Raw genomic sequence first — 18,905 nt, 5'->3', positions numbered from 1 at the left:
GCTTTTCCCCATGAACTCCGCCACCGGACAACAGATCCTGACGCTCACGGGTTTGCGTTTCGACGCCAACCTGGGCATCCTCGCCCACGAAAAACAGATGCCCCAGCCCATCCAGGTCGATGCCGAGCTGAGCCTGGGCACGCAGCCGCTGGCTCCGCGCGACGACGACATCCTGCATGTGCTGGACTACCGCAAGGTGCGCCAGATCATCATCGATGAATGCACGGCCGAGCATGTGAACCTGCTGGAGAGCCTGATCGGCAAGCTGGCCCAGCGCCTGATGCAGCTGCCCGGCGTGATGGGCGTGCGCGTGAAGATCGCCAAGCTCGAAATTTTTGACGACTGCGAAGTGGCCATTCGCGTCGAGACAGGACAATGGTGAACCCCATGAACGCAGTGACCGACAACCCCTGGCTGGCCGAAGAAGCCGCCGCCGACGCCCCCGCAGACACCGCAGGCGGCAACCGCATCAAGATCGAGCGCGAGCAGATCAAGCTCGAAAAGCGCCTGTGCCGCGAGGTGGGCCGCGCCATCACCGACTTCAACATGATCGAGGAAGGCGACAAGATCATGGTCTGCATGTCGGGCGGCAAGGACAGCTACACGATGCTGGACGTGCTGCGCAAGCTGCAAAAGCGCGCGCCCGTCAAATTCGAGCTGGTGGCGGTGAACCTCGACCAGAAGCAGCCCGGCTTTCCCGATCATGTGCTGCCCGAGTACTTCAAGAGCATCGGCGTGGACTACCACATCGAAACGCAGGACACCTACAGCGTGGTCAAGCGCGTCGTGCCCGAGGGCAAGACCACCTGCGGCCTGTGCTCGCGCCTGCGCCGCGCCATCCTGTACAAGGTGGCCGACGAGCTGGGCTGCACCAAGGTGGCCCTGGGCCACCACCGCGACGACATCGTGCAGACGCTGATGCTCAACATGTTCTACGGCGGCCGCATGAAGGGCATGCCCCCGAAGCTGGTCTCGGACGACGGCAAGCATGTGGTGATCCGCCCGCTGTGCTACGTGCCCGAGAAGGACACCGTGCGCTGGGCCCAGTACCAGAACTTCCCCATCATCCCCTGCAACCTCTGCGGCAGCCAGGACGGCCTGCAGCGCGTGGCCGTGGGCGAGCTGCTGCGCGAATGGGACAAGAAATTCCCGGGCCGCGTGGAAAGCATGTTCCGCGCCATGGGCCACATCGTGACCACGCACATGATGGATCCCGAGCTGCACGACTTCAAGAACGCCAAGGCCACCGGCATTGCCGACCCCAACGGCGACATGGCCTTCGACCATGAAGAGATGCCAGTGTCCGCATCGCTGCCCGGTCTGCAGGTGGTACAACTGTCGTCCTGACGGCTGAACCTATAACAATCGCCCCACTCCAACCAAGGCCCGTGCAAACGGGCCTTTTTTCGACCAAGGAGTACACCATGAAGCTGCGCTGCATCCATGTCCTGGCCATCGTGGCCACGGCCTTGCTTACGGGCTGCGCCAGCGTGCGCGAAGTCCAGAGCACCGTCCAGAGCTATTCCACGCTGGGCGCCCTGCCCGCGCCGCCCACCTACCGCCTGGAAGTGCTGCCCTCGCAACGCGAGGCGCAGACGCACTTCGCTGCCATCGAATCCCAGGCCCAGCAGGCACTGGGCCGCGTGGGCCTGCAGCGCGACGACTCCCGGGCCAGCCTGATCGTGCAGATCGGCGCCGACGCACGCTATGCGCGCGACTACGCCGCCTGGCCCTACTACGACCGCTGGGGCGGCCCGCGCTGGGGTTGGGGCGTGGGCTACGGGCGCGGCTGGGGCATGGGCTTTGGCGGCAGCTTCATGTTCGACGGCCCGCCGCTGGAGTACTACCGCGCCGTCAGCATCGTGATGCGCAACGCCACCACGCAGCAGATCGTCTACGAGACCTCGGCCCAGCGCCAGGATGTGTGGACCGACGACCCGGCCATCTTCGGCATCCTGTTCGACGCCGCGCTCACCGGCTTCCCCAACCCGCCCAAGGGCTCGCGCGTGGTGCGCACCACCATCGGTCCGGTGCAGCAGGGTGGCGCGCCAGCGCAGCAGCCGGCCCAGGGGGCACCTGCGGCGCAGGCAGCACCGGCCACGCCACCAGCACCCGCCCGGTAAGCCATCGTGTCCTCAGAAGCAAAGGCCTGCATCCGCAGGCCTTTTTTGGGTCCATCGCTGTCATTCGTTCCTGGGAACATGAGAACGCTGTAGGTCATGTGGACAGCGCCTTGCAGCGTTGGTAACTCATAAGTTACCATCCAATCCATGCGAATCCAGCTCCAGGAGTACATCCGCGAAGACGGCAGCAGCGCGTACCAGACATGGTTCAACGGGCTGGATGGCCAGGCGGCCGCCAAGGTGGCCGTCGCCATGGCCCGCATGGAGTTGGGCAACACCTCCAATATCGAATGGTTCCGGGGTATTGGCGAATACAAGATCGACTGGGGCCCGGGCTACCGCATCTATCTCGCCAAGGACGGGGAAAGATTGATCATCCTGTTCGGGGGCAGCACGAAAAAGGGTCAGCAGAAGGCCATCGACGAAGCCGTGGCCCTGCACAGCGAATACAAGGCTCGCAAGAGGCAACGCCCCTCGGACAATGCCAAAAGAGGAACGAAGGCATGACGCTCACCCGCGATTTCAAACAAACGGTCATTCAGCGCATTGAGCGCGACCCTGCTTTCGCACAGGCGCTGCTTGATGAGGCGGCCACTCTTTTTCTGAGCGGTGAGCCAGAAACGGCACGCCTCGTCCTGCGCGATCTCGTCAACGCAACGGTGGGATTCGAGACGCTGGCCGACCTCACGCACAAGCCGAGCAAGAGCCTGCACCGCATGCTCTCGCCGAAAGGCAACCCCAGCATGGACAATCTTGCCGCCATCTTTGCCGCCATCAAGAACTGGCTTCAGGTCCGGTTCGACGTGCGAGTCGTTGCCGCGACCTGAACGCCAAGCCATGGCAGTGCACTTGCCTCAGTGCACATGCTCCATATCCGGCACGGCAGCCATCAGCGCACGCGTGTATGCATGCTGCGGTGCATCGAGCACGGCGCCGGCCTCGCCGGTCTCGACCAGGCGGCCGCGCTGCATGACGCCGATGTCGTCGCACATGTGGCGGATCACGGCCAGGTTGTGGCTGATGAGCAGATAGGTCAGGCCGAACTCCTCCTGCAGGTCGCGCATGAGGTTGAGCACCTGGGCCTGGACCGAGACGTCCAGCGCCGAGGTGGGCTCGTCGCAGATGATGAATTCGGGCCGGCTGGCCAGGGCACGCGCGATGGCGATGCGCTGGCGCTGCCCGCCCGAGAACTGGTGCGGATACTTGCGCGCATCGTCGGGCTTCATGCGCACGCGGCGCAGCGCCTCCTGCACGCGCTCGGCCGTCTCGTCCTTGCCGGCCGTGAGGGCCAGCACCTGCAGGGGTTCGGCAATCAGTTCCTGCACAGTCCAGCGCGGGTTCAGGCTGGCATACGGGTCCTGGAAGATCATCTGGAAGCGCCGGCGCATGGCCACGGTCTGGGCGGCCGGGCTCCACTTGTCCACGCCGTCGAACAGTACGGTGCCGCTGGTGGGCGGCGTCAGCCCGGCCACCATGCGCGCCACCGTGGATTTGCCCGAACCGGACTCGCCGACCAGGCCGAAGGTGGAGCCCCTGCGGATCGAAAAGCCGACGCCGTCCACGGCCTTGAGGATCTTTTTGTCCTCGCGCGCCAGCAGCCGGGCCAGCCAGCCGCTGGACAGGTCGAACTCCTTGCACAGATCCCTGACCTCCAGCAGGGCAGCCGCGGGCTCCTGCGCACCGGCCCCGGGCTGCCAGGGCACGGCGGGCGCGGCAGGGCCGCCGCCCACCTCGGGCACGGGCAGGCGCTGCACGCGGTGGTGCACGCTGGGAATGGCGCCCATCAGCACCTGGGTGTAGGGCTGCTGCGGCGCGTCCAGCACCTGGCGCACGGGGCCGGTTTCCAGCACGCGGCCCTGGTACATGACCATGACGCGGTCGGCCGTCTCGGCGATGACGCCCATGTCGTGCGTGATCAGCATGGCGGCCGCGCCGCGCTCCTTGCACACACGGCGCAGCAGGGCAATGATCTGCGCCTGCACGGACACGTCCAGCGCCGTGGTGGGCTCGTCGGCAATGATGAGTTCGGGCTCGGCGCACAGCGCCAGGGCGATGGCCACGCGCTGGCGCATGCCGCCCGAGAGCTGGTGCGGATACTGGGCCATGCGCTCGCGCGCCTGCGGGATCTCCACCTCTTCGAGCAGGGCCAGCGCGCGGGCCTCGGCCTCCTTCTCGGAGACGGGCAGGTGCGTGCGGATGGTCTCCACCAGGTGCCGGCCCACGGTATAGACCGGGTTCAGGCTGGTCAGCGGGTCCTGGAAGATGGAGCCTATGCGCCGGCCGCGCATGCGCCGCAGGTCCTCGCCGCGCAGCGTGTCGATGCGCTCGCCGCGCAGTTGCACCGTGCCGGCCGAGATGCGGCCCGGCGGCTCGATCAGGCCGATCACGGCGGCGCCCGTCATGGACTTGCCCGCGCCCGACTCGCCGACCACGCCCAGGATCTCGCCGGGCGCGATGTCGAAGCTCACATCGTCCAGCACCTGCACGGGGCCCTTGTAGGTGTCGAAGGTGACGGACAGGCCGCGAACGCTCAGCACCGCAGGCTGTGCGGGGGGCTGCCCGGATTGTTGTGTCGTGCTCATTGCAGCTTGGGGTTCAGTGCGTCGCGCAGCCAGTCGCCGACGAGGTTGACGGACAGCGCCAGCGCCAGCAGCACCAGCGAGGGGAACAGCAATATCCACCACTCGCCCGAGAACAGGAAGCCCTGGCCGATGCGGATCAGCGTGCCCAGCGAAGGCTGGGTGGGCGGCAGGCCCACGCCCAGGTAGGACAGCGTGGACTCGGCCACGATGGCATGCGCGAAGCTGATGGTGGCGATCACCAGGATGGGCGCCAGCAGGTTGGGCAGGATGTGGCGCACCAGGATGGCCACGCGGCTGCGGCCTATGAGCTGGGCCGCCAGCACGTAGTCCTTGTGCTTTTCCACCATCACCGCGCCGCGCACGGTGCGTGCGTACTGCACCCAGTCGGACAGGCCGATGGCCACGATGATCACGAAGACCGCCATGTCGTCGCGGTAGCCCTCGGGCAGCAGGCCGCGTGCGATGCCGAAGACCAGCAGCGCCACCAGGATCACGGGAAAGGTCAGCTGCACATCGGCGATGCGCATCATCAGCGTGTCGAACCAGCCGCCCGCATAGCCGCAGACCAGGCCCAGCGGCACGCCGATCAGCAGGGACAGCCCCACGGCCGACACGCCCACCAGCACCGACATGCGCAGCCCGTAGAGGATGGCGCTCCACACATCGCGGCCCTGGTCGTCCGATCCCAGCGCGTACAGCGTGCCGCTGGTGCCCGCCTGGCCCGGCGGCGTGAAGGCATCCATCAGGTCCAGATTGGCCGGATCGAAGGGGTTCTGCCACGCCAGCCAGGGCGACAGCAGCGTGGCCGCCACGATCAGCGCCAGCACCAGCGCCGCCGCCTGCACCAGGCGCGAGCGTGCAAACGCGCGCTTGACCGGCGAGTCGCTGGCGCGCCAGCCCGTGGCAGGGATTGCTTGTTTGGCGGAATCGGTCATCGGTTTCTCAAGCGGGGGTCCACGATCACGTACAGGAAATCGACGAGCAGGTTGATGCCCACGTACAGCAGCGCGATGAACATCAGGTAGGCGGCGATCAGCGGCACGTCCACGCCCTGGATGGAGGAGATGAACAGCAGGCCCACGCCGGGCCACTGGAACACGGTCTCGGTGACGATGGCAAAGGCGATCAGCGAGCCGATCTGCAGGCCCGCGATGGTGATCACGGGAATCAGGGTATTGCGCAGCGCATGGCCGAAGTACAGATCGCGCTCACGCAGCCCGCGCGCACGGCCGAAGCGCATGTAGTCGGCGCGCAGCACCTCCAGCATCTCGGCGCGCACCAGGCGCATGATCAGCGTCATGTTGTAGAAGCCCAGCGTGATGGCCGGCAGGATCAGCGCCGACCAGCCCGAAGCCGTCAGCAGTCCGGTCTCCCAGCCGCCCAGCTTCACCGTCTCGCCGCGCCCGAAGGACGGCAGCCAGCGCAGCTCCACGGCAAACAGGTAGATCAGGGCGATGCCGATCAGGAAGGTGGGCAGGGACACACCCACCAGCGACACCGTCATGATCGAGCGGCTCAGCCAGCCCTCGCGCCGTATGGCCGTGTACACGCCCAGCGCCACGCCGATGACCAGGGCGAACAGCGCCGCCGTCATCGCCAGCTCCAGCGTGGCGGGCAGGCGCTCGGCAATGATCTCGGTCACGGGACGCTTGAGCCGGTAGGAGATGCCCAGGTCGCCCTGCAGCACCTTGCCCACGTATGCCAGGTACTGCAGCGGCACGGGCTTGTTGAAGCCCAGGCTTTCCGTCAGCGCCTCGCGCTCGGCAACCGTCGCGTCCTCGCCCAGCAGGCTGATCGTGGGATCGCCGATATGGCGGAACACCATGAACGAGACAAAGGAGACGGCCAGCAGGACCAGGGCGGACTGGCCCAGCCGGCGCAGCAGATGGACCAGCATCGGCGCTTACTTCTTCTCGAACTTGACGAACTTGAAGTGCAGCGCGTTGTCCGGGTGCACGGGCACATTGAGCCGGGGCACGGACGCGAAGTGGATCACCTGGTCATGCAGCGCAATGTAGAAGCGCTCCTTTTGCACGGTCTCCCAGATGCTCTTGATGGTGGCATCGCGCTTTGCCTTGTCGCTCTCCGAGGACAGGGACAGGATCTTGGCATCCACATCGGCATTGCTGTAGTGCGTGGCATTTTGCGCACCCCGGCTGTCCTTGCCGCGCGTATGCACCAGGAAGTCGAAGATGTAGGCCGAGTCGTAGGTGGGCACGCCCCAGCCGTACAGGTAGAAGTCGCTGTCCGCCTTGGTCAGCGAGACGCTGTGCATGGCGATCGGCCGGGCCGAGACTTCGGTCTTGATGCCGATGCGACCCAGGAAACCGGCCACCGCCGTGGCGATGGCCTCGTCGTTCACATAGCGGTCGTTGGGCGTGTTCAGCGTGATGGTGAAGCCGTTGGGGTAGCCCGCCTCGGCCAGCAGTTGCTTGGCCTTGGCGGCATCCGCCTTGGGATAGGCCGCGAAGGCCTTGTCGTAGCCATTGACGAACGACGGCGCGATCACGCCGGTGGGAATCGACAGGCCGCGCATCACCGAGCGCTTGATCGCATCGCGGTCGATGGCCAGCTCGATGGCCTGGCGCACCTTGGGATCGGCCAGCGGATTCTTGCCCTTGACGTTGCTGCTCTTGAGCTCTGCCGCACCCACGTTCAGGCCCAGGAAGATGGAGCGGTTCTCGGGGCCTTCATTGATGCGCAGGCGCTTGTCCTGCTTCAGGCGCGCCACGTCCTGCGCGGGAATGTCCTGGGCGAAATCCACCTCGCCCGACAGCAGGGCCGCCACGCGCGTGGCCGGGGACTTGATGGGCAGGTAGACCAGTTCGGTCACCTGCAGCGGGAACTGGCCCTTGCCCCAGTAGTCGGGATTGAGCTTCATCACCGTCCGGGAATCGACCTCGCGGCTGGCCAGCACATAGGCGCCCGTGCCGTTGGCCGCGCGCGTGGCGCCATTCTCGGTCTTGCTGGCCGTGTCCTGCGTGGTCTCGGCGCCGTTGGCCTTGGACCACTTCTCGCTCATGATGAAGAGATTGGTCAGGTTGTCGGGGAAGATCAGGTTCGGGCCCTTGGTCTTCACCTGCACCGTGAGATCGTCAACGGCCTTGGCCTCCTCCATCGAGGACAGCAGGGACTTGACCTGGGCGTTCTCGCCCTTGGCGCGGTTCAGCGAGAAGACCACGTCGCGCGCCGTGAACGGCGTGCCGTCATGGAACTTGACGTTGGGGCGCAGCTTGAACTCCCAGACCGACGGGTCGGAGGTCATCTTCCACGAGGTCGCCAGCGTGGGCACCAGCTTGCCGTCGGCCGAGCGGATGACCAGGGTTTCGTAGATCTGGTGCAGCAGCACGAAATTGGTGCCCACGTTGAAGGCATGCGGGTCCAGCGAAGTCGGATCGGAGCCGCGCGCCCAGCGCACGGTCTCGGCCTGGGCCAGCGCGGCCGAGGTCAACAGGCCTGCGGCCAGCAAAGAACTGCCCAGAATCTTCATGATCATTTGTCTGCTCCCCTGTGGATTGATTGGAAAGGCGGCGGCCATGCGACGCAGCAGCCCGGGCGCCGCAAGAAGCGGGCCATATAGGTGCGCCCCACTTTAAATAACTTTTTCAGCTTGTTGAATTGATTTTTATACTTAAAAGCCATTTCCAAATAACAAGACTGCCGCCGCGGCCCGCCAATGATGTGCGGCCATCATGGACAGGCCAACGGCTTTGACAGCTAGTGAAAACGCGAAAGACCGACACGGCCCGCTCTGGCAAAGGTTTGCAATCGGGCACAGGTCTGCGCCGCACGGCGTGCTAATTTCAGACCCTGTATCGAGCCTGCGGGTTTCCGCGGAAAGGAAGCATCCATGAAGACATCCATTGCCAGCGCACTGCTGTGCGCCATGCTGGGCCTGGGCGCCCTGCCTGCCCAGGCGTCGGGCCTGGGCGACTCGCTGCGCCAGGCCTCGGGCCTTGGCGGTGACAAGGCCGCCGCCAGCAGCGAAGGCGCCGGCTCCGGCCTCGGCGGCATGCTGGGTGCGGGCGCAGGCGGTGCGGGCGCGCTGTCCGCCCTGGGCCTGAGCCCCTCGGCCACGGCCGGCAATGCGGCAGGCGTCATCTCCTACTGCATGAAGAACAACTACCTCAATGCCGACAAGGCGGCCCAGGTCAAGGACCAGTTGCTGGGCAAGCTGGGCATGCAAAAGCAGGAAGAGCCCAAGGACACGGGATTCCAGAACGGCCTGGGCGGCCTGGTCACCGGCTCCAACGGCAAGAGCTTCAGCATCGACAAGCTCAAGGGCGACCTCAAGGAAAAGGCCTGCGACTTCGTGCTGGACAACGCTAAATCGCTGATCTGACCCCCTGAGCGGCTGCGCCGCTTCCCCCTTCTCGCTTCGCGGAGGGGGACGACACCTTCGGCTGGGCGCCCCCGCCGCGAGGCGGCTCTTGCTCGGCGTCCCTGAGTTGGGCCGCGCCAGTTTCAACGGCGGCGCGCGATGCAGGCTTGCCTGGCTTGCGGGACAATGCCTGCTCCTTTTTGCAGCACCCCACGCCAGCCCCTCATGCAAGCCACGCGCATCATTGCCATCCGCCACGGAGAAACCGCCTGGAATGTGGACGCCCGCATCCAGGGCCATCTGGACATTCCTCTCAACGACCTGGGCCTGTGGCAGGCCGCCCAGGCCGGCAAGGCCCTGGCGGGCGAGCCGGTGGCCGCCATCTACAGCAGCGACCTTCTGCGTGCCTATGCCACGGCCGAGGCCGTGGCCGCGACCACGGGCGCGACGCTGACGGCCGACAAGGGCCTGCGCGAACGCTGCTTCGGCAGCTTCGAGGGCCAGACCTTCAACGATATCGAGGCGTCCCACCCGGAGGACGCGCTGCGCTGGCGCAAGCGCGATCCCGAGTTCGTGCCCGCAGGCGGCGGCGAGTCGCTGCTGATGCTGCGCGACCGCATCTCGGCCACGGTGGACCGCCTGGCCGGCCGCCACGCAGGCGGGCAGATCGTGATCGTGGCGCATGGCGGCGTGATGGATGTGCTCTACCGCCTGGCCACGCACCAGGAAGTGCAGGCGCCGCGCACCTGGGCGCTGGGCAACGCGGCCATCAACCGCCTGCTGTGGACGCCCCAGGGCCTGGGCCTGGTTGGCTGGGGCGATGTGCAGCACCTGGAAGGCGGTGCGCGCGACGAGGTTTTCAGCTAAGCACCCGCACGGGGAAGGGCGCCGCAGCGCACCTCCCCGCCACTTGTCGCTTACCAGTTGTCGTCGTCCTTCTTGCCGACCGGGGCATCGGCCTCCTTGGCGGGCGATGCCGCGCGGCGTGCTGCGGGCGGTTGTGCAGCACGTGCCGGTGCGGCCTGGGGCTCACCGGCCCCGTCGCCTGATGCCGCCTGTGCGGCCAGCACGGGCGCGGCGGATGCCTTCAGCACCTCACGCACCTGCAGCCCGCCCGGTGGCAGGTCTTCCATGCCGCCGCGCATGTTCTCCAGGTGGCCGTAGGAGAGGTTGGGGGTCACGCGATCAATCACCAGTTCGCAGCACGGTGACTCCAGGCGCCCCAGGCTTTGTCCGGTCTGCGGGTCCTTCATCTCCTTGCCTATGGCCACCACCTGGTAGCGTGCGCCCTCCTTCACAGCCTGGCCGCCCTGGCTCAGCACCACGCTTTCGCCATCGCGGGCGACCACGGTCAGCGGAAAGGTGCGCTGCAGGATGGAGCTGACCACGCCGGCAACCAGCGCATCGCTCATGTCGGTCATGACCTTGTTGCCATCCACGCCCGCGCCCAGCGTGGTCGGCGCCGTGGAAGGGACGGAGCCGCGCAGCGAATCCGAGGCCGTGACCTGGCGCGTGGCCACGTTCACCAGCTTCTGCGACAGGGCCCAGCCGCCCGAGTAGCTCACCAGTTGGCGGTCGCTGGTCTTGAGCTGGCGTGCATGGCGGTTGTAGGCAAAGCTGCTGACGCGGGCGCTCCACACCAGATCGGCGCTGGCAGCCTGGGACAGCTTGGCCAGCTCGGCGCTGGGCGCCTGGCCCGTGGCGATGATGGCCAGTTCCTGCTCGATCTCGGGGCTGAATTCGCGGTCCAGCACGGCAAAGCGGCCCGTCTGCACCAGGGCGTCGCTGATGCGCTGGCGCAATGTGGCGGACAACTCGGCGGCTGCAACGCTGCGGTCGCCCATGGGCAGCGAGGCCTGCTCGAAGCGCATCGGCCCGACCACGACCTTGATCTTCTGCATCTCGGCCGAAGGCTTGAACTTGGAAATGTTGGCCTTGATGGTGTACTTGTAGCGCTTGGCCCAAGGCTTGGGTTCTTCCAGATCCACCACCTGGACCGACTGGATGACGCCACCGGACTTCTGCTTGACCACCTCGGCGAAGGCGCTGGCGCGCAGCGAGGCGGCGTCCTGCCCCAGCGCCACGTCGAGACCGTACTTGGCCGTGACGGAGGCAGACTGGATCACCGCGCCATTGACCTGCAGCAGCGCCATCTGCAGCGCCTGCGCCATGGCTTCACCAGGGGACTGGCCCAGGCCGATGACCTGGACCTCGACGGTCTCCAGCCTGCCCACGTCGGGCACGGGCGGGGCGACGCTTTGGGGTTGTTCAGGCGCGTCGGTCCTGGGCTGCTCGGACGGCTTGTCGCCACAGCCGGACATGGCGGCGCAGGCAGCCACGACGGCCGCAATGATGCGGATACGCATAGAAAGTGCTCCTTGCCTGTACCGGATCACAGCTTGAGCGTGCCCAGCGCGGCCGTGGCGTCAGCCGCATTGGCCGGCACCTCGATGTCGTTGGCCCGCGCGAAGGCAATGGCCGTCTGCACGGTGCTGAACAGGTCGGAGGCCGAGCCGGGGAACTTGGACACCACCCAGGCTGCGGAGGTGAGCTTGGTCAGTTGCATGGGGTTGGCGCTTTGCAGGCTCTTGCCCATGACCGATACATCCTTGCCCATGCCGGCGTACTTCACGCTGCCGTTGACCAGGTGCACCAGCCCCTCGGCGAAGGTGGCCTTGGAGGCGGCATCGAGCACGGGCTTCTTCGCCATGGATTCGGCAATCGCGCCGCTGGTGTCGGAGACCACCTTGTTGCCATCTCCCAGCGCGCCGATGGTGGCGCCATCACCCAGGCTGTCCGCCGTGCTGGCGGCGCTGGCGGCCTGCTCTTTCAGGCCCAGGGCCGTGGCCATCTTGGCATTGGCGCTGAGCACCTCCTTGCTGGCGCCCACATAGCTGCGCACCAGTGCGTCGCCCTGGCCGGCCACGTCGGCAGAGCCGCTGCCGCCCATGAGCTTGCCGACACCCGGGATGGAGGGCATGGAGAACTGGGCCTGTGTCAGGGCGGGGCTGGCCATGGCGGCGGCAACGGCGACGGTGGTGAAGAGCTTTTTCATGGAGATGGACTCGGGTTGCAGCAGTCCGTGAACGCGGACGGCGAAGATAAAAACGTGGAAAACGAACGAAAGGAAAAAGGTCCGGCTGCATGGCAGCCGGACCTTGGAAGCCGCAGCGCTCAGCGCAGGCCCAGATTGGTGACCTGGCTGGTGAGATCGCGGGCCGCGTTGTTGGCGGCCAGCTTCAGCGCGTTGTTGCGCGCCTCATCCTCGGACGGGCCGGTGCCCGCATACAGCACCGGGCCGACGGCGGCAATCGTGTCGGGAATGGTCTGGGCGATGTCCAGGATCTTGGCGTTGACCGTCACGCTCACGCGCATCAGGCCGGTCTGGGGATCGGGCTCACCCATGCCCACATCCAGCGTACCCAGGGCGATGTAGGGAATCTGCGCCGTGCGCATGCCGGCCACCATGGCCGCCAGGGTCGAGGGCTGCAGGTCCATGCCGCTCTTGTAGTCGTTCTCCACGGCCGCGACCTTGAAGTGGCCGCCCGTATAGGGCTCCACCATGGCAGCCTCTGACACCTTGAAGCCGGCCTTGGCGAAGTTGGAGGAAAAGACCTGGGCCAGGTTGGCGCTGGGGATCACGCGCCAGGTGGACTCGGCCGAGCGGCGCGTCGTGCTGCCGCCGGTTTCGGAAGTGCGGCTGCTCTTGACCGAGGCGTTGCCCGAGGTCGCCGTGGAGGCATTCGTGCTGATGCGTCCGCCACGGATGGATTCACCCTCGCTGCCCTTTTCGGAAGCGCTGACCTGGGCCTTGACGTCCTCGGTCTCGTCCACGCGCTTGTAGACACGGTCATCGAAGGACTTGGTCGTGGCCACCTGGCGCGAGACGAACATGAAGGCCAGCGGCGACCGGCCTGCGGGACCGCCCCTGGCCACGGCAGAGTTGGCCTTGACGGCATTGCGCAGATTGGCCACGTTCAGCGCCACGCGCACGGAGACCGTGTACTGCTTTCTGTCGGCGTTGTCCTCTTCGCTGAGCACGGTGTGCTCAAGGATGTAGCGATCGGGGTTGGCCAGGATCTTGTCGCGCACGGCGTCGAAATTCTCGGCCTCCGACTGGCCCGCTTCGGCGTAGTAGAACTCCACGGCCTTGAGCTGGGCCGCCATCAGCGCACGCTCCTTGTCCTGCGGGCTGACCTTTGAATCCTGGTAGCTGACCGATGCCTTGCCGCGTGCCTGCTGCACCTGCGCGCCCGCACCGGCCGCGAACAGCGCCATGGAAAGGCACAGGAGGATTTTCTGGATTACTTGCATAGATTCATCAGGTCTTTTGTTTTGACAATTTGCGCTTCGATGTCGCTCTCGGCCGCAGCCGACTTGAGCCAGTCATTGCCCCGTCCAGCCGCCACCGTCTCGGCCAGCTTCACGAAAAGGCCGTTGAGCGAGTCATAGAACGCCGGAAAATCATCGACATGGGTTTGCGTGGAAGGCACTACCTTCACTTCCGCGTTCTTCAGCGAGGCGCCGAGAAACACCGGCCCATTGGGTTCCTGGATGCGCATATCGGCAAAGGTGCCGTAGACATAGCTGGTGCCGGCGCTGGACTCCTTGAACTTGAGCTTCTTGAATCCCTTGAAATCGACGCTGATGGCGTAGTCGGCACTGGGCAGCTGCAGCGTGTAGACCTCTCCGTCAAGCACCTGCATGCGCATCACATTGCCCACGGCATAGCCCATGGCAAAAGGAATGATGGGCACACCAATGCGGCTGGAAATGGCCTCGCCCACGATATCGGCGGCCCAGGTCTTGTGCACCTGCGGGTCCTGCAGATAGCCGGGCAGCATCTCGGCCATGGCGGCGGGAATCTGGATATCGGTGACCTGCAGGAAACGCGGCGTCTGCGAGGGCACGGTGGCCGTGGCCAGCACCTGGGCAAAACGGCCGAAGATGCCGGGCTTGCCTCCCGCGCCTTCGTATACCTTGGTCACGCGCTCCATGATTTCCTCTTGCGACGGCTCGTGGCGCAGGTTGTCGATGAAGGCAAAGCTGAGCGGATACGAACGCACCGCCGTCATGGACTTGAAGTCAAAAAACAGGGCCTGTCCACGAATCAGGATGAACAGCTTGCGCACGCCGCCAAAGCTTTCCACGGAGACCGTCTCGGAATTGAGCACCAGAGAAACCACCAGGGCCTGGTCGCGCCCCTTGAGCTCATCGATGGGATTGGTGGATATCTGCAGATGCTGTGCAGGCGCCTGCTGCACGAATGCCAGTGCCCGCGCATAGGCACTGTGTCCGGCGGCCTTCAGGCGGCTCTCATACTGCTTTGAATAAGGGAATCGCTGCTGCTGCGAACTGGCATCGCCCGAATAGGCGACTCCCGCAAAAGTGACATTGGGCCGGTCCTCGGCCATTGCAGCGCCCGACGCTGCAAGCGCAAAAAGCCAGAGCCATGCCATGGCCCGGCGCATGATTTTCTCCACCCCCACACCGCCCCCTTAAAAATGTAAGCAGAGGGTAACAGATTTCACACACCAATACGTGGCACTCGGCGCACAAAGGCGACTGCAGACAATGCCGCCGATTTCGCCGGCCCAGTCTTCATTCAATGGAAAAAAGCGGTCACCCGCTGACCGTCAGCGCGGCCTATTCCACCTGGATATTGGCGGACTTGACAATCTGCGTATAGCTCGCCTTTTCCTTCTTCAGGAATTGGGCGAACGTGGCCGGCGTGCCCGAGCCGGGCGTGGCGCCGCTGTCCTGCAGGCGCTTACGGACCTCGGGCAGCTTCAGCACCTCGGCCAGTTCGGCGGCCAGGCGGCTGACCACGGGCTCGGGCGTGCGGGCGGGGGCGAACAGGCCGGTCCAGGCTTCCAGCTCGAAGCCCTTCAAATCAGGAGCCTCCGCAAAGCTCATCACCTCGGGAATCACGTCGATGCGCTGTGCCGAGGTCACGCCCACGCCTTCCAGCTTTTTCTGCTGCACCAGCGGCGTGGCGCCGGTGGTCATCAGAATGCCCAGATCGACCTGGCCGCCCATGACCTCGCTGGTGACCTGTGCCACGCCACGATAGGGCACATGGACCAGGCGGATGCGGGCACGCTCCTGCAGCCGCTCCATGGCCAGGTGCAGCACCGTGCCCACGCCCGGGGTGGCATAGGTCAGCGCGCCGGGCCGGGCGCGGGCCATGCTGATCAGCTCGTTGAGGTTGTGCACGGGCAGGCCAGGGCGGGCCACGATCACCATGGGCGCCACCGAAGTCAGGCCCACGGGAGCCAGATCACGCTCGGCGTCATAGCGCACGGAGGAGTTCACCAGTTGCGCAATGCTCACCGGCCCGTCAAAGCCCAGCAGCAGCGTGTAGCCATCGGCATGCGAGCGCGCCACCTTGCTCACGCCCAGCACGCCGCCGGAGGCCGGCACGTTGTCCACCACCACCGACTGGCGCAGCCGCGCACCCAGCTTTTCGGCCACCAGCCGCGCCGTGGCGTCCACATCGCTGCCCGCGCCGAAGGGCACGATCAGCGTGATGGGCCCGCCTGCCGGCCAGGGCTTGCCCGCGCCCGGCGCGGCATGGGCGGCGGGTGCAGTAGCAAGGGCCGCAGCCACTGAGGCTGCAGCCGATAGCAGGGAGCGTCGGGACAGGTGCATGGAGCGTGGGCATGCGCGGCGCATGCCGGCGAAGGCGGTGCGGGCTGGCAATGGCCTGCAGGGCAGGGACGGCCAGCGCGTGGAAAGCGGGCGATTCTGCCATAGGGCGCAATTTTCCTGCCACACGCTTGCCACGAAGCCCTATTTATTGCAATCCGTTTCAACCCTTGTGATTCCGTGTCCTAGGGTTCTCGCCTAAGGCGCTGCCCCGCCGCCATGCCCAGAATTGGCTGACCATGCTCTCACCCAGCCAAGTCATTGTCTTCGCCACGCCTGCCTTTTTGCTGCTGATCGCGCTGGAATGGGGCGTGAGCCTGTGGCGCGGGCGCAATGCCTACCGGCTGGCCGACGCCATCAGCTCCATCAGCCTGGGCATGCTCAGCCAGACCAGCGCCGTCTTCTCCACGCTGCTGCGCGTGGGCCTGTACACGCTGGCCTTCGAGCACTTGGCGCTGTGGCGCAACGATGCCTTCTGGACCAGCATTCCCGGCTGGCTGCTGGCCCTGCTGTTCTACGACTTCTGCTACTACTGGCTTCACCGCATGGGCCACGAGGTGGCCGTGCTCTGGGCCGCGCATGCCGTGCACCACCAGAGCCAGGACTACAACCTGTCGACGGCGCTGCGCCAGACCAGCTCGGGCGCGCTGCTGGGCTGGCTGTTCTACCTTCCCATGGCGCTGGCCGGCGTGCCGCCGCTGGTGTTTGCCATCGTGGGCCTGATCGATCTGCTCTACCAGTTCTGGGTCCATACCGAGCAGGTGCGGCGCCTGGGCTGGTTCGACCGCTGGTTCTGCGCGCCCAGCAACCACCGCGTGCACCACGCCGTCAATGACTGCTACCTGGACAGGAACTACGGCGGCATCCTCATCGTCTGGGACCGCCTGTTCGGCACCTTCAAGCCCGAGGACGACAGCGAGCCCTGCGTCTACGGCACGCGCGGCCTGCTGCAAAGCTGGGATCCGCTGTGGGCCAACGCCGTGGTGTACCGGCAACTCATCCATGACAGCTGGCATGCGCGGCGCTGGGGCGACAAGCTGCGCGTCTGGCTCAAGCCGCCCGGGTGGCGCCCTGCCGACGTGGCGCAGCGCTTTCCCAGGCCGGCCTTCGACCTGGACGCGCACCGCGTGCTCTACGCACCCGACATGCAGCGCAGCCTGCGCTGGTTTGCGGGCCTGCAGTTCGTGGCGCTGATCGCCGGGGTGTCGCTGTTCCTGTGGCATGCCGACCAGTCCTCGACGGCGCGCAATGCGCTGTGGTTTGGCGTGCTGCTGGCCTGCCAGTGGGCACTGGGCGCGGCCATGCAGGGGCGCATCAGCCTGTGGGTGGCCCTGGCCATCGAGGCCGGCGCGCTGGCCACCGCCACCAGCGTGCTGGACATGCTGCACTGGCACTGGCTGTTCAAGCCGCTGGCCATGGTCTTTGCGCTGATCGCTGTCATGCAGATGTGGCGCGGCAGCGCGGCGTTCTCGGCGCTGGCGAAACCCGCGCGCGGCGCCTGCTGGCTGGCCGCGGCGCTGGCGGCCTCGATGGCGGGCGACGTGTTCCTGATGCTGCCCGATCTGTTCATCCCGGGCCTGGCCAGCTTTCTGCTCGCCCACCTGGCCTATATCGTGCTGCTGCGCCAGGATGCGCCCTGGTTTGCGCACCGGCCCTCGCTGGCCGCCACGCTGGCCCTGGGCGTTGCCATGTATGCCGTGCTCTGGCAGGGGGGGCTGCCCGCCGCGCTGCGCCTGCCCGTGGCCGCCTATGTGCTGGTCATTGCGCTGATGGCGGCCCAGGCCCTGGGCCGCGCCAGGCACCTGGGCGGCCAGCCCGCCTGGACCGTGGCCATCGGCGCCTGCTTCTTCATGGCCAGCGACTCGCTGCTGGCCATCAACCGCTTCGTGCAGCCTTTCGACGGGGCGCAAGCTGCCGTGCTGACCACCTACTACGCGGCGCAGTTGCTGATCGTGCAGGGCTGGCTGGCCCGTGGCGCATCGACATCAGGGTTGACCCGAGGCAGCTCGCAAGGCACAATGGCGGGATCGCATTTTCAGGAGTCCTTCCGTGGACAGTGCCAGTTCAACCAGTGACAAACAGCGCGCCGCAATGGCTACGCTGCTGGCTGACTGACCGACTCCTGTGAAGGGAGCGGCCATGTCGGCCGGCTTCCTTCCATTGCTGCGTTTCCCCTTGGATCTTCGCGCCCGCCCGGCGCTGCAGTGGCATTTGGCTTGCATCAGGCATGCCGCCCCTGCACCTGAGATTCCAGTTGCTGTGGTTCACTGACCGCGTGTCCGTGCCTGCCCCGTTGCAGCGCGCGGCACACGCTGCTTGACGGCCCTGCCCGCGGCAGTCTTCCTGGTTCGCCAAGGAGAAAGCCATGTCCACACCGTTCGCTCGCCCCGCAATGCAACGCCTGCAGCCTGCCACTGCCGCGCCCTGCCCCGGCGCCACCGGCACGCGCGTGGCTGCCTCCCAGGCAGCAATGCAGGCCAAGGCACAGATGCAGGCCCAGGCCCCATCGGCCATGGAGCACGCCATGCACCTGGACCTGCAGACCCACTGGCCCACGCACCGCATCCGCAGCTTTCTGAGCCTGCAGCCGCGCTGAGCGCGCGCCGCAGCCTTGTCCGCCCCATCGTCAGAAAGGAGTTCCCCCATGGACCCCGATCCGAGTCGATCTTGCCCTGACCCCTCCGATACGGTCCGGCCGCACATGCCTGCGGCCCTTCCGCCCCTTCCCAAGGCCCCGGCCGGGAGACCCGCGCACGTCCATTGACGGATAGGTGCCGGGCTTCTTTCGGCCGCAACGAAAGAAGCCCGCCATGCAACACGTCATCACCGCGCTGCGGACCACGCCGGCAACCACGCCCGCAACAGCACCCGTCTCCACGCGCGCCAGCCGCACCTCCCACACCACCCGCGCCAGCACCTTGCAGCTGGCCCTGCAAGCCGCCATTGCGGCACGCCATACCGGGCAACTGCACGCCCTGCTGCAGCAACACGGCCCCGATCTCTTCGCCCACGCACTCGTGGCGCTCACGCAGCGCCAGCAGGCCGACGTTCTGTCCCTGCTGGCGGCGCAGGAGCGCGCCGAGGTCTACCGCCACCTGCCCGCCCACGCGCGGCGCCAATGGCTGCAGTCGGCCACCGTGGCCCGCCCGCCGCTGCGCCGCCGCCTGCTGTGCGCCTGCCAGCGCAACTGGCACTGGCTGCGCGCCACCCTTCGCTCGAGCCAGGCCTGAG

At 66.4% G+C, this 18,905-nt stretch carries 19 protein-coding genes; 10 read left to right on the top strand and 9 right to left on the bottom strand.

Annotated elements, in window-relative coordinates:
- Positions 1-10: 10 nt before the first annotated feature.
- From ACN20X_RS06205 to ACN20X_RS06185, 5 genes are all read left to right on the top strand, one after another.
- Positions 11-382 carry a dihydroneopterin aldolase gene (locus tag ACN20X_RS06205; RefSeq protein WP_016446516.1) on the top strand — a complete coding sequence of 124 codons (372 nt, stop codon included), beginning with the start codon at positions 11-13 and terminating at the stop codon, positions 380-382.
- Entirely contained in the window at positions 376-1,347 is a 972-nt protein-coding gene (gene ttcA, locus ACN20X_RS06200) for a tRNA 2-thiocytidine(32) synthetase TtcA (protein WP_016446517.1), read from the top strand. Before ACN20X_RS06205 ends, ttcA begins: the two co-directional genes overlap by 7 nt.
- A 77-nt stretch (positions 1,348-1,424) precedes the next feature.
- Entirely contained in the window at positions 1,425-2,123 is a 699-nt protein-coding gene (locus ACN20X_RS06195; protein ID WP_043789896.1) for a DUF4136 domain-containing protein, read from the top strand.
- Between the two features lie 147 nt (positions 2,124-2,270).
- A complete protein-coding gene (locus ACN20X_RS06190; protein WP_047217758.1) occupies positions 2,271-2,630 on the top strand; it encodes a type II toxin-antitoxin system RelE/ParE family toxin in 360 nt (119 codons plus the stop codon).
- Positions 2,627-2,950, top strand: coding sequence for a helix-turn-helix domain-containing transcriptional regulator (locus tag ACN20X_RS06185; RefSeq protein ID WP_012203174.1), 324 nt, complete (start codon positions 2,627-2,629; stop codon positions 2,948-2,950). The genes ACN20X_RS06190 and ACN20X_RS06185 overlap by 4 nt, the downstream gene beginning before the upstream one ends.
- 27 nt (positions 2,951-2,977) lie before the next feature.
- Here ACN20X_RS06185 and ACN20X_RS06180 read toward each other — a convergent pair whose 3' ends face one another.
- From ACN20X_RS06180 to ACN20X_RS06165, 4 genes are read right to left on the bottom strand one after another with little or no spacing between them, the layout of a single operon-like run.
- A complete protein-coding gene (locus ACN20X_RS06180; RefSeq protein ID WP_473210379.1) occupies positions 2,978-4,705 on the bottom strand; it encodes an ABC transporter ATP-binding protein in 1,728 nt (575 codons plus the stop codon).
- Complete coding sequence (locus ACN20X_RS06175) at positions 4,702-5,640, bottom strand: ABC transporter permease (RefSeq protein ID WP_473210378.1); 939 nt, start codon at positions 5,638-5,640, stop codon at positions 4,702-4,704. The genes ACN20X_RS06180 and ACN20X_RS06175 overlap by 4 nt, the downstream gene beginning before the upstream one ends.
- Positions 5,637-6,602 carry an ABC transporter permease gene (locus ACN20X_RS06170; protein ID WP_016446522.1) on the bottom strand — a complete coding sequence of 322 codons (966 nt, stop codon included), beginning with the start codon at positions 6,600-6,602 and terminating at the stop codon, positions 5,637-5,639. The genes ACN20X_RS06175 and ACN20X_RS06170 overlap by 4 nt, the downstream gene beginning before the upstream one ends.
- Before the next feature lie 6 nt (positions 6,603-6,608).
- Positions 6,609-8,201, bottom strand: coding sequence for an ABC transporter substrate-binding protein (locus ACN20X_RS06165; RefSeq protein WP_151019531.1), 1,593 nt, complete (start codon positions 8,199-8,201; stop codon positions 6,609-6,611).
- Positions 8,202-8,555: 354 nt separating this feature from the next.
- Here ACN20X_RS06165 and ACN20X_RS06160 point away from each other — a divergent pair, with 354 nt between their 5' ends.
- Entirely contained in the window at positions 8,556-9,047 is a 492-nt protein-coding gene (locus ACN20X_RS06160) for a YjjA family protein (RefSeq protein WP_016446524.1), read from the top strand.
- 204 nt (positions 9,048-9,251) lie between these two features.
- The gene (locus ACN20X_RS06155; RefSeq protein ID WP_016451866.1) at positions 9,252-9,893 is read left to right on the top strand and encodes a histidine phosphatase family protein; all 642 of its coding nucleotides are present in this window, start codon (positions 9,252-9,254) and stop codon (positions 9,891-9,893) included.
- 50 nt (positions 9,894-9,943) lie between these two features.
- On the opposite strand, the gene ACN20X_RS06150 is transcribed toward ACN20X_RS06155, so the two are convergent.
- The 5 genes from ACN20X_RS06150 to ACN20X_RS06130 all read right to left on the bottom strand — a co-directional run bounded on the left by ACN20X_RS06150 (position 9,944) and on the right by ACN20X_RS06130 (position 15,677).
- Positions 9,944-11,392: a CsgG/HfaB family protein gene (locus tag ACN20X_RS06150; protein WP_473210377.1), complete on the bottom strand. Its 1,449-nt coding sequence runs from the start codon at positions 11,390-11,392 to the stop codon at positions 9,944-9,946.
- Between the two features lie 26 nt (positions 11,393-11,418).
- Positions 11,419-12,081, bottom strand: a complete 663-nt coding sequence (locus ACN20X_RS06145; protein ID WP_012203166.1) for a hypothetical protein — start codon at positions 12,079-12,081, stop codon at positions 11,419-11,421.
- Positions 12,082-12,200: 119 nt separating this feature from the next.
- Positions 12,201-13,340, bottom strand: a complete 1,140-nt coding sequence (locus tag ACN20X_RS06140) for a hypothetical protein (protein ID WP_016451868.1) — start codon at positions 13,338-13,340, stop codon at positions 12,201-12,203.
- On the bottom strand, positions 13,331-14,485 hold the full coding sequence (locus tag ACN20X_RS06135) for a hypothetical protein (protein ID WP_228676823.1): 1,155 nt from the start codon (positions 14,483-14,485) through the stop codon (positions 13,331-13,333). Before ACN20X_RS06135 ends, ACN20X_RS06140 begins: the two co-directional genes overlap by 10 nt.
- A gap of 187 nt (positions 14,486-14,672) precedes the next feature.
- Positions 14,673-15,677, bottom strand: coding sequence for a Bug family tripartite tricarboxylate transporter substrate binding protein (locus ACN20X_RS06130; RefSeq protein ID WP_016451870.1), 1,005 nt, complete (start codon positions 15,675-15,677; stop codon positions 14,673-14,675).
- Between the two features lie 236 nt (positions 15,678-15,913).
- Here ACN20X_RS06130 and ACN20X_RS06125 point away from each other — a divergent pair, with 236 nt between their 5' ends.
- From ACN20X_RS06125 to ACN20X_RS06115, 3 genes are all read left to right on the top strand, one after another.
- Positions 15,914-17,749, top strand: a complete 1,836-nt coding sequence (locus ACN20X_RS06125; RefSeq protein WP_473210376.1) for a lysoplasmalogenase family protein — start codon at positions 15,914-15,916, stop codon at positions 17,747-17,749.
- A 290-nt stretch (positions 17,750-18,039) separates the two neighbouring features.
- Positions 18,040-18,270 (top strand): hypothetical protein, encoded by a 231-nt coding sequence (locus ACN20X_RS06120; protein WP_016451872.1) that lies wholly within the window; start codon positions 18,040-18,042, stop codon positions 18,268-18,270.
- Positions 18,271-18,484: 214 nt separating this feature from the next.
- A complete protein-coding gene (locus ACN20X_RS06115) occupies positions 18,485-18,904 on the top strand; it encodes a hypothetical protein (protein ID WP_016446529.1) in 420 nt (139 codons plus the stop codon).
- Position 18,905 lies beyond the last annotated feature (1 nt).

This window comes from Delftia sp. PX-1, from assembly GCF_055797465.1.
This window is presented reverse-complemented; position numbering and strand designations above follow the sequence as displayed.

Coding starts and splice junctions, on each gene's coding strand:
- ACN20X_RS06205 (WP_016446516.1), top strand. CDS start 11: ATGAACTCCGCCACCGGACAACAGATCCTGACGCTCACGGGTTTGCGT.
- ttcA (WP_016446517.1), top strand. CDS start 376: ATGGTGAACCCCATGAACGCAGTGACCGACAACCCCTGGCTGGCCGAA.
- ACN20X_RS06195 (WP_043789896.1), top strand. CDS start 1,425: ATGAAGCTGCGCTGCATCCATGTCCTGGCCATCGTGGCCACGGCCTTG.
- ACN20X_RS06190 (WP_047217758.1), top strand. CDS start 2,271: ATGCGAATCCAGCTCCAGGAGTACATCCGCGAAGACGGCAGCAGCGCG.
- ACN20X_RS06185 (WP_012203174.1), top strand. CDS start 2,627: ATGACGCTCACCCGCGATTTCAAACAAACGGTCATTCAGCGCATTGAG.
- ACN20X_RS06180 (WP_473210379.1), bottom strand. CDS start 4,705: ATGAGCACGACACAACAATCCGGGCAGCCCCCCGCACAGCCTGCGGTG.
- ACN20X_RS06175 (WP_473210378.1), bottom strand. CDS start 5,640: ATGACCGATTCCGCCAAACAAGCAATCCCTGCCACGGGCTGGCGCGCC.
- ACN20X_RS06170 (WP_016446522.1), bottom strand. CDS start 6,602: ATGCTGGTCCATCTGCTGCGCCGGCTGGGCCAGTCCGCCCTGGTCCTG.
- ACN20X_RS06165 (WP_151019531.1), bottom strand. CDS start 8,201: ATGATCATGAAGATTCTGGGCAGTTCTTTGCTGGCCGCAGGCCTGTTG.
- ACN20X_RS06160 (WP_016446524.1), top strand. CDS start 8,556: ATGAAGACATCCATTGCCAGCGCACTGCTGTGCGCCATGCTGGGCCTG.
- ACN20X_RS06155 (WP_016451866.1), top strand. CDS start 9,252: ATGCAAGCCACGCGCATCATTGCCATCCGCCACGGAGAAACCGCCTGG.
- ACN20X_RS06150 (WP_473210377.1), bottom strand. CDS start 11,392: ATGCGTATCCGCATCATTGCGGCCGTCGTGGCTGCCTGCGCCGCCATG.
- ACN20X_RS06145 (WP_012203166.1), bottom strand. CDS start 12,081: ATGAAAAAGCTCTTCACCACCGTCGCCGTTGCCGCCGCCATGGCCAGC.
- ACN20X_RS06140 (WP_016451868.1), bottom strand. CDS start 13,340: ATGCAAGTAATCCAGAAAATCCTCCTGTGCCTTTCCATGGCGCTGTTC.
- ACN20X_RS06135 (WP_228676823.1), bottom strand. CDS start 14,485: ATGGCATGGCTCTGGCTTTTTGCGCTTGCAGCGTCGGGCGCTGCAATG.
- ACN20X_RS06130 (WP_016451870.1), bottom strand. CDS start 15,677: ATGCACCTGTCCCGACGCTCCCTGCTATCGGCTGCAGCCTCAGTGGCT.
- ACN20X_RS06125 (WP_473210376.1), top strand. CDS start 15,914: ATGCTCTCACCCAGCCAAGTCATTGTCTTCGCCACGCCTGCCTTTTTG.
- ACN20X_RS06120 (WP_016451872.1), top strand. CDS start 18,040: ATGTCCACACCGTTCGCTCGCCCCGCAATGCAACGCCTGCAGCCTGCC.
- ACN20X_RS06115 (WP_016446529.1), top strand. CDS start 18,485: ATGCAACACGTCATCACCGCGCTGCGGACCACGCCGGCAACCACGCCC.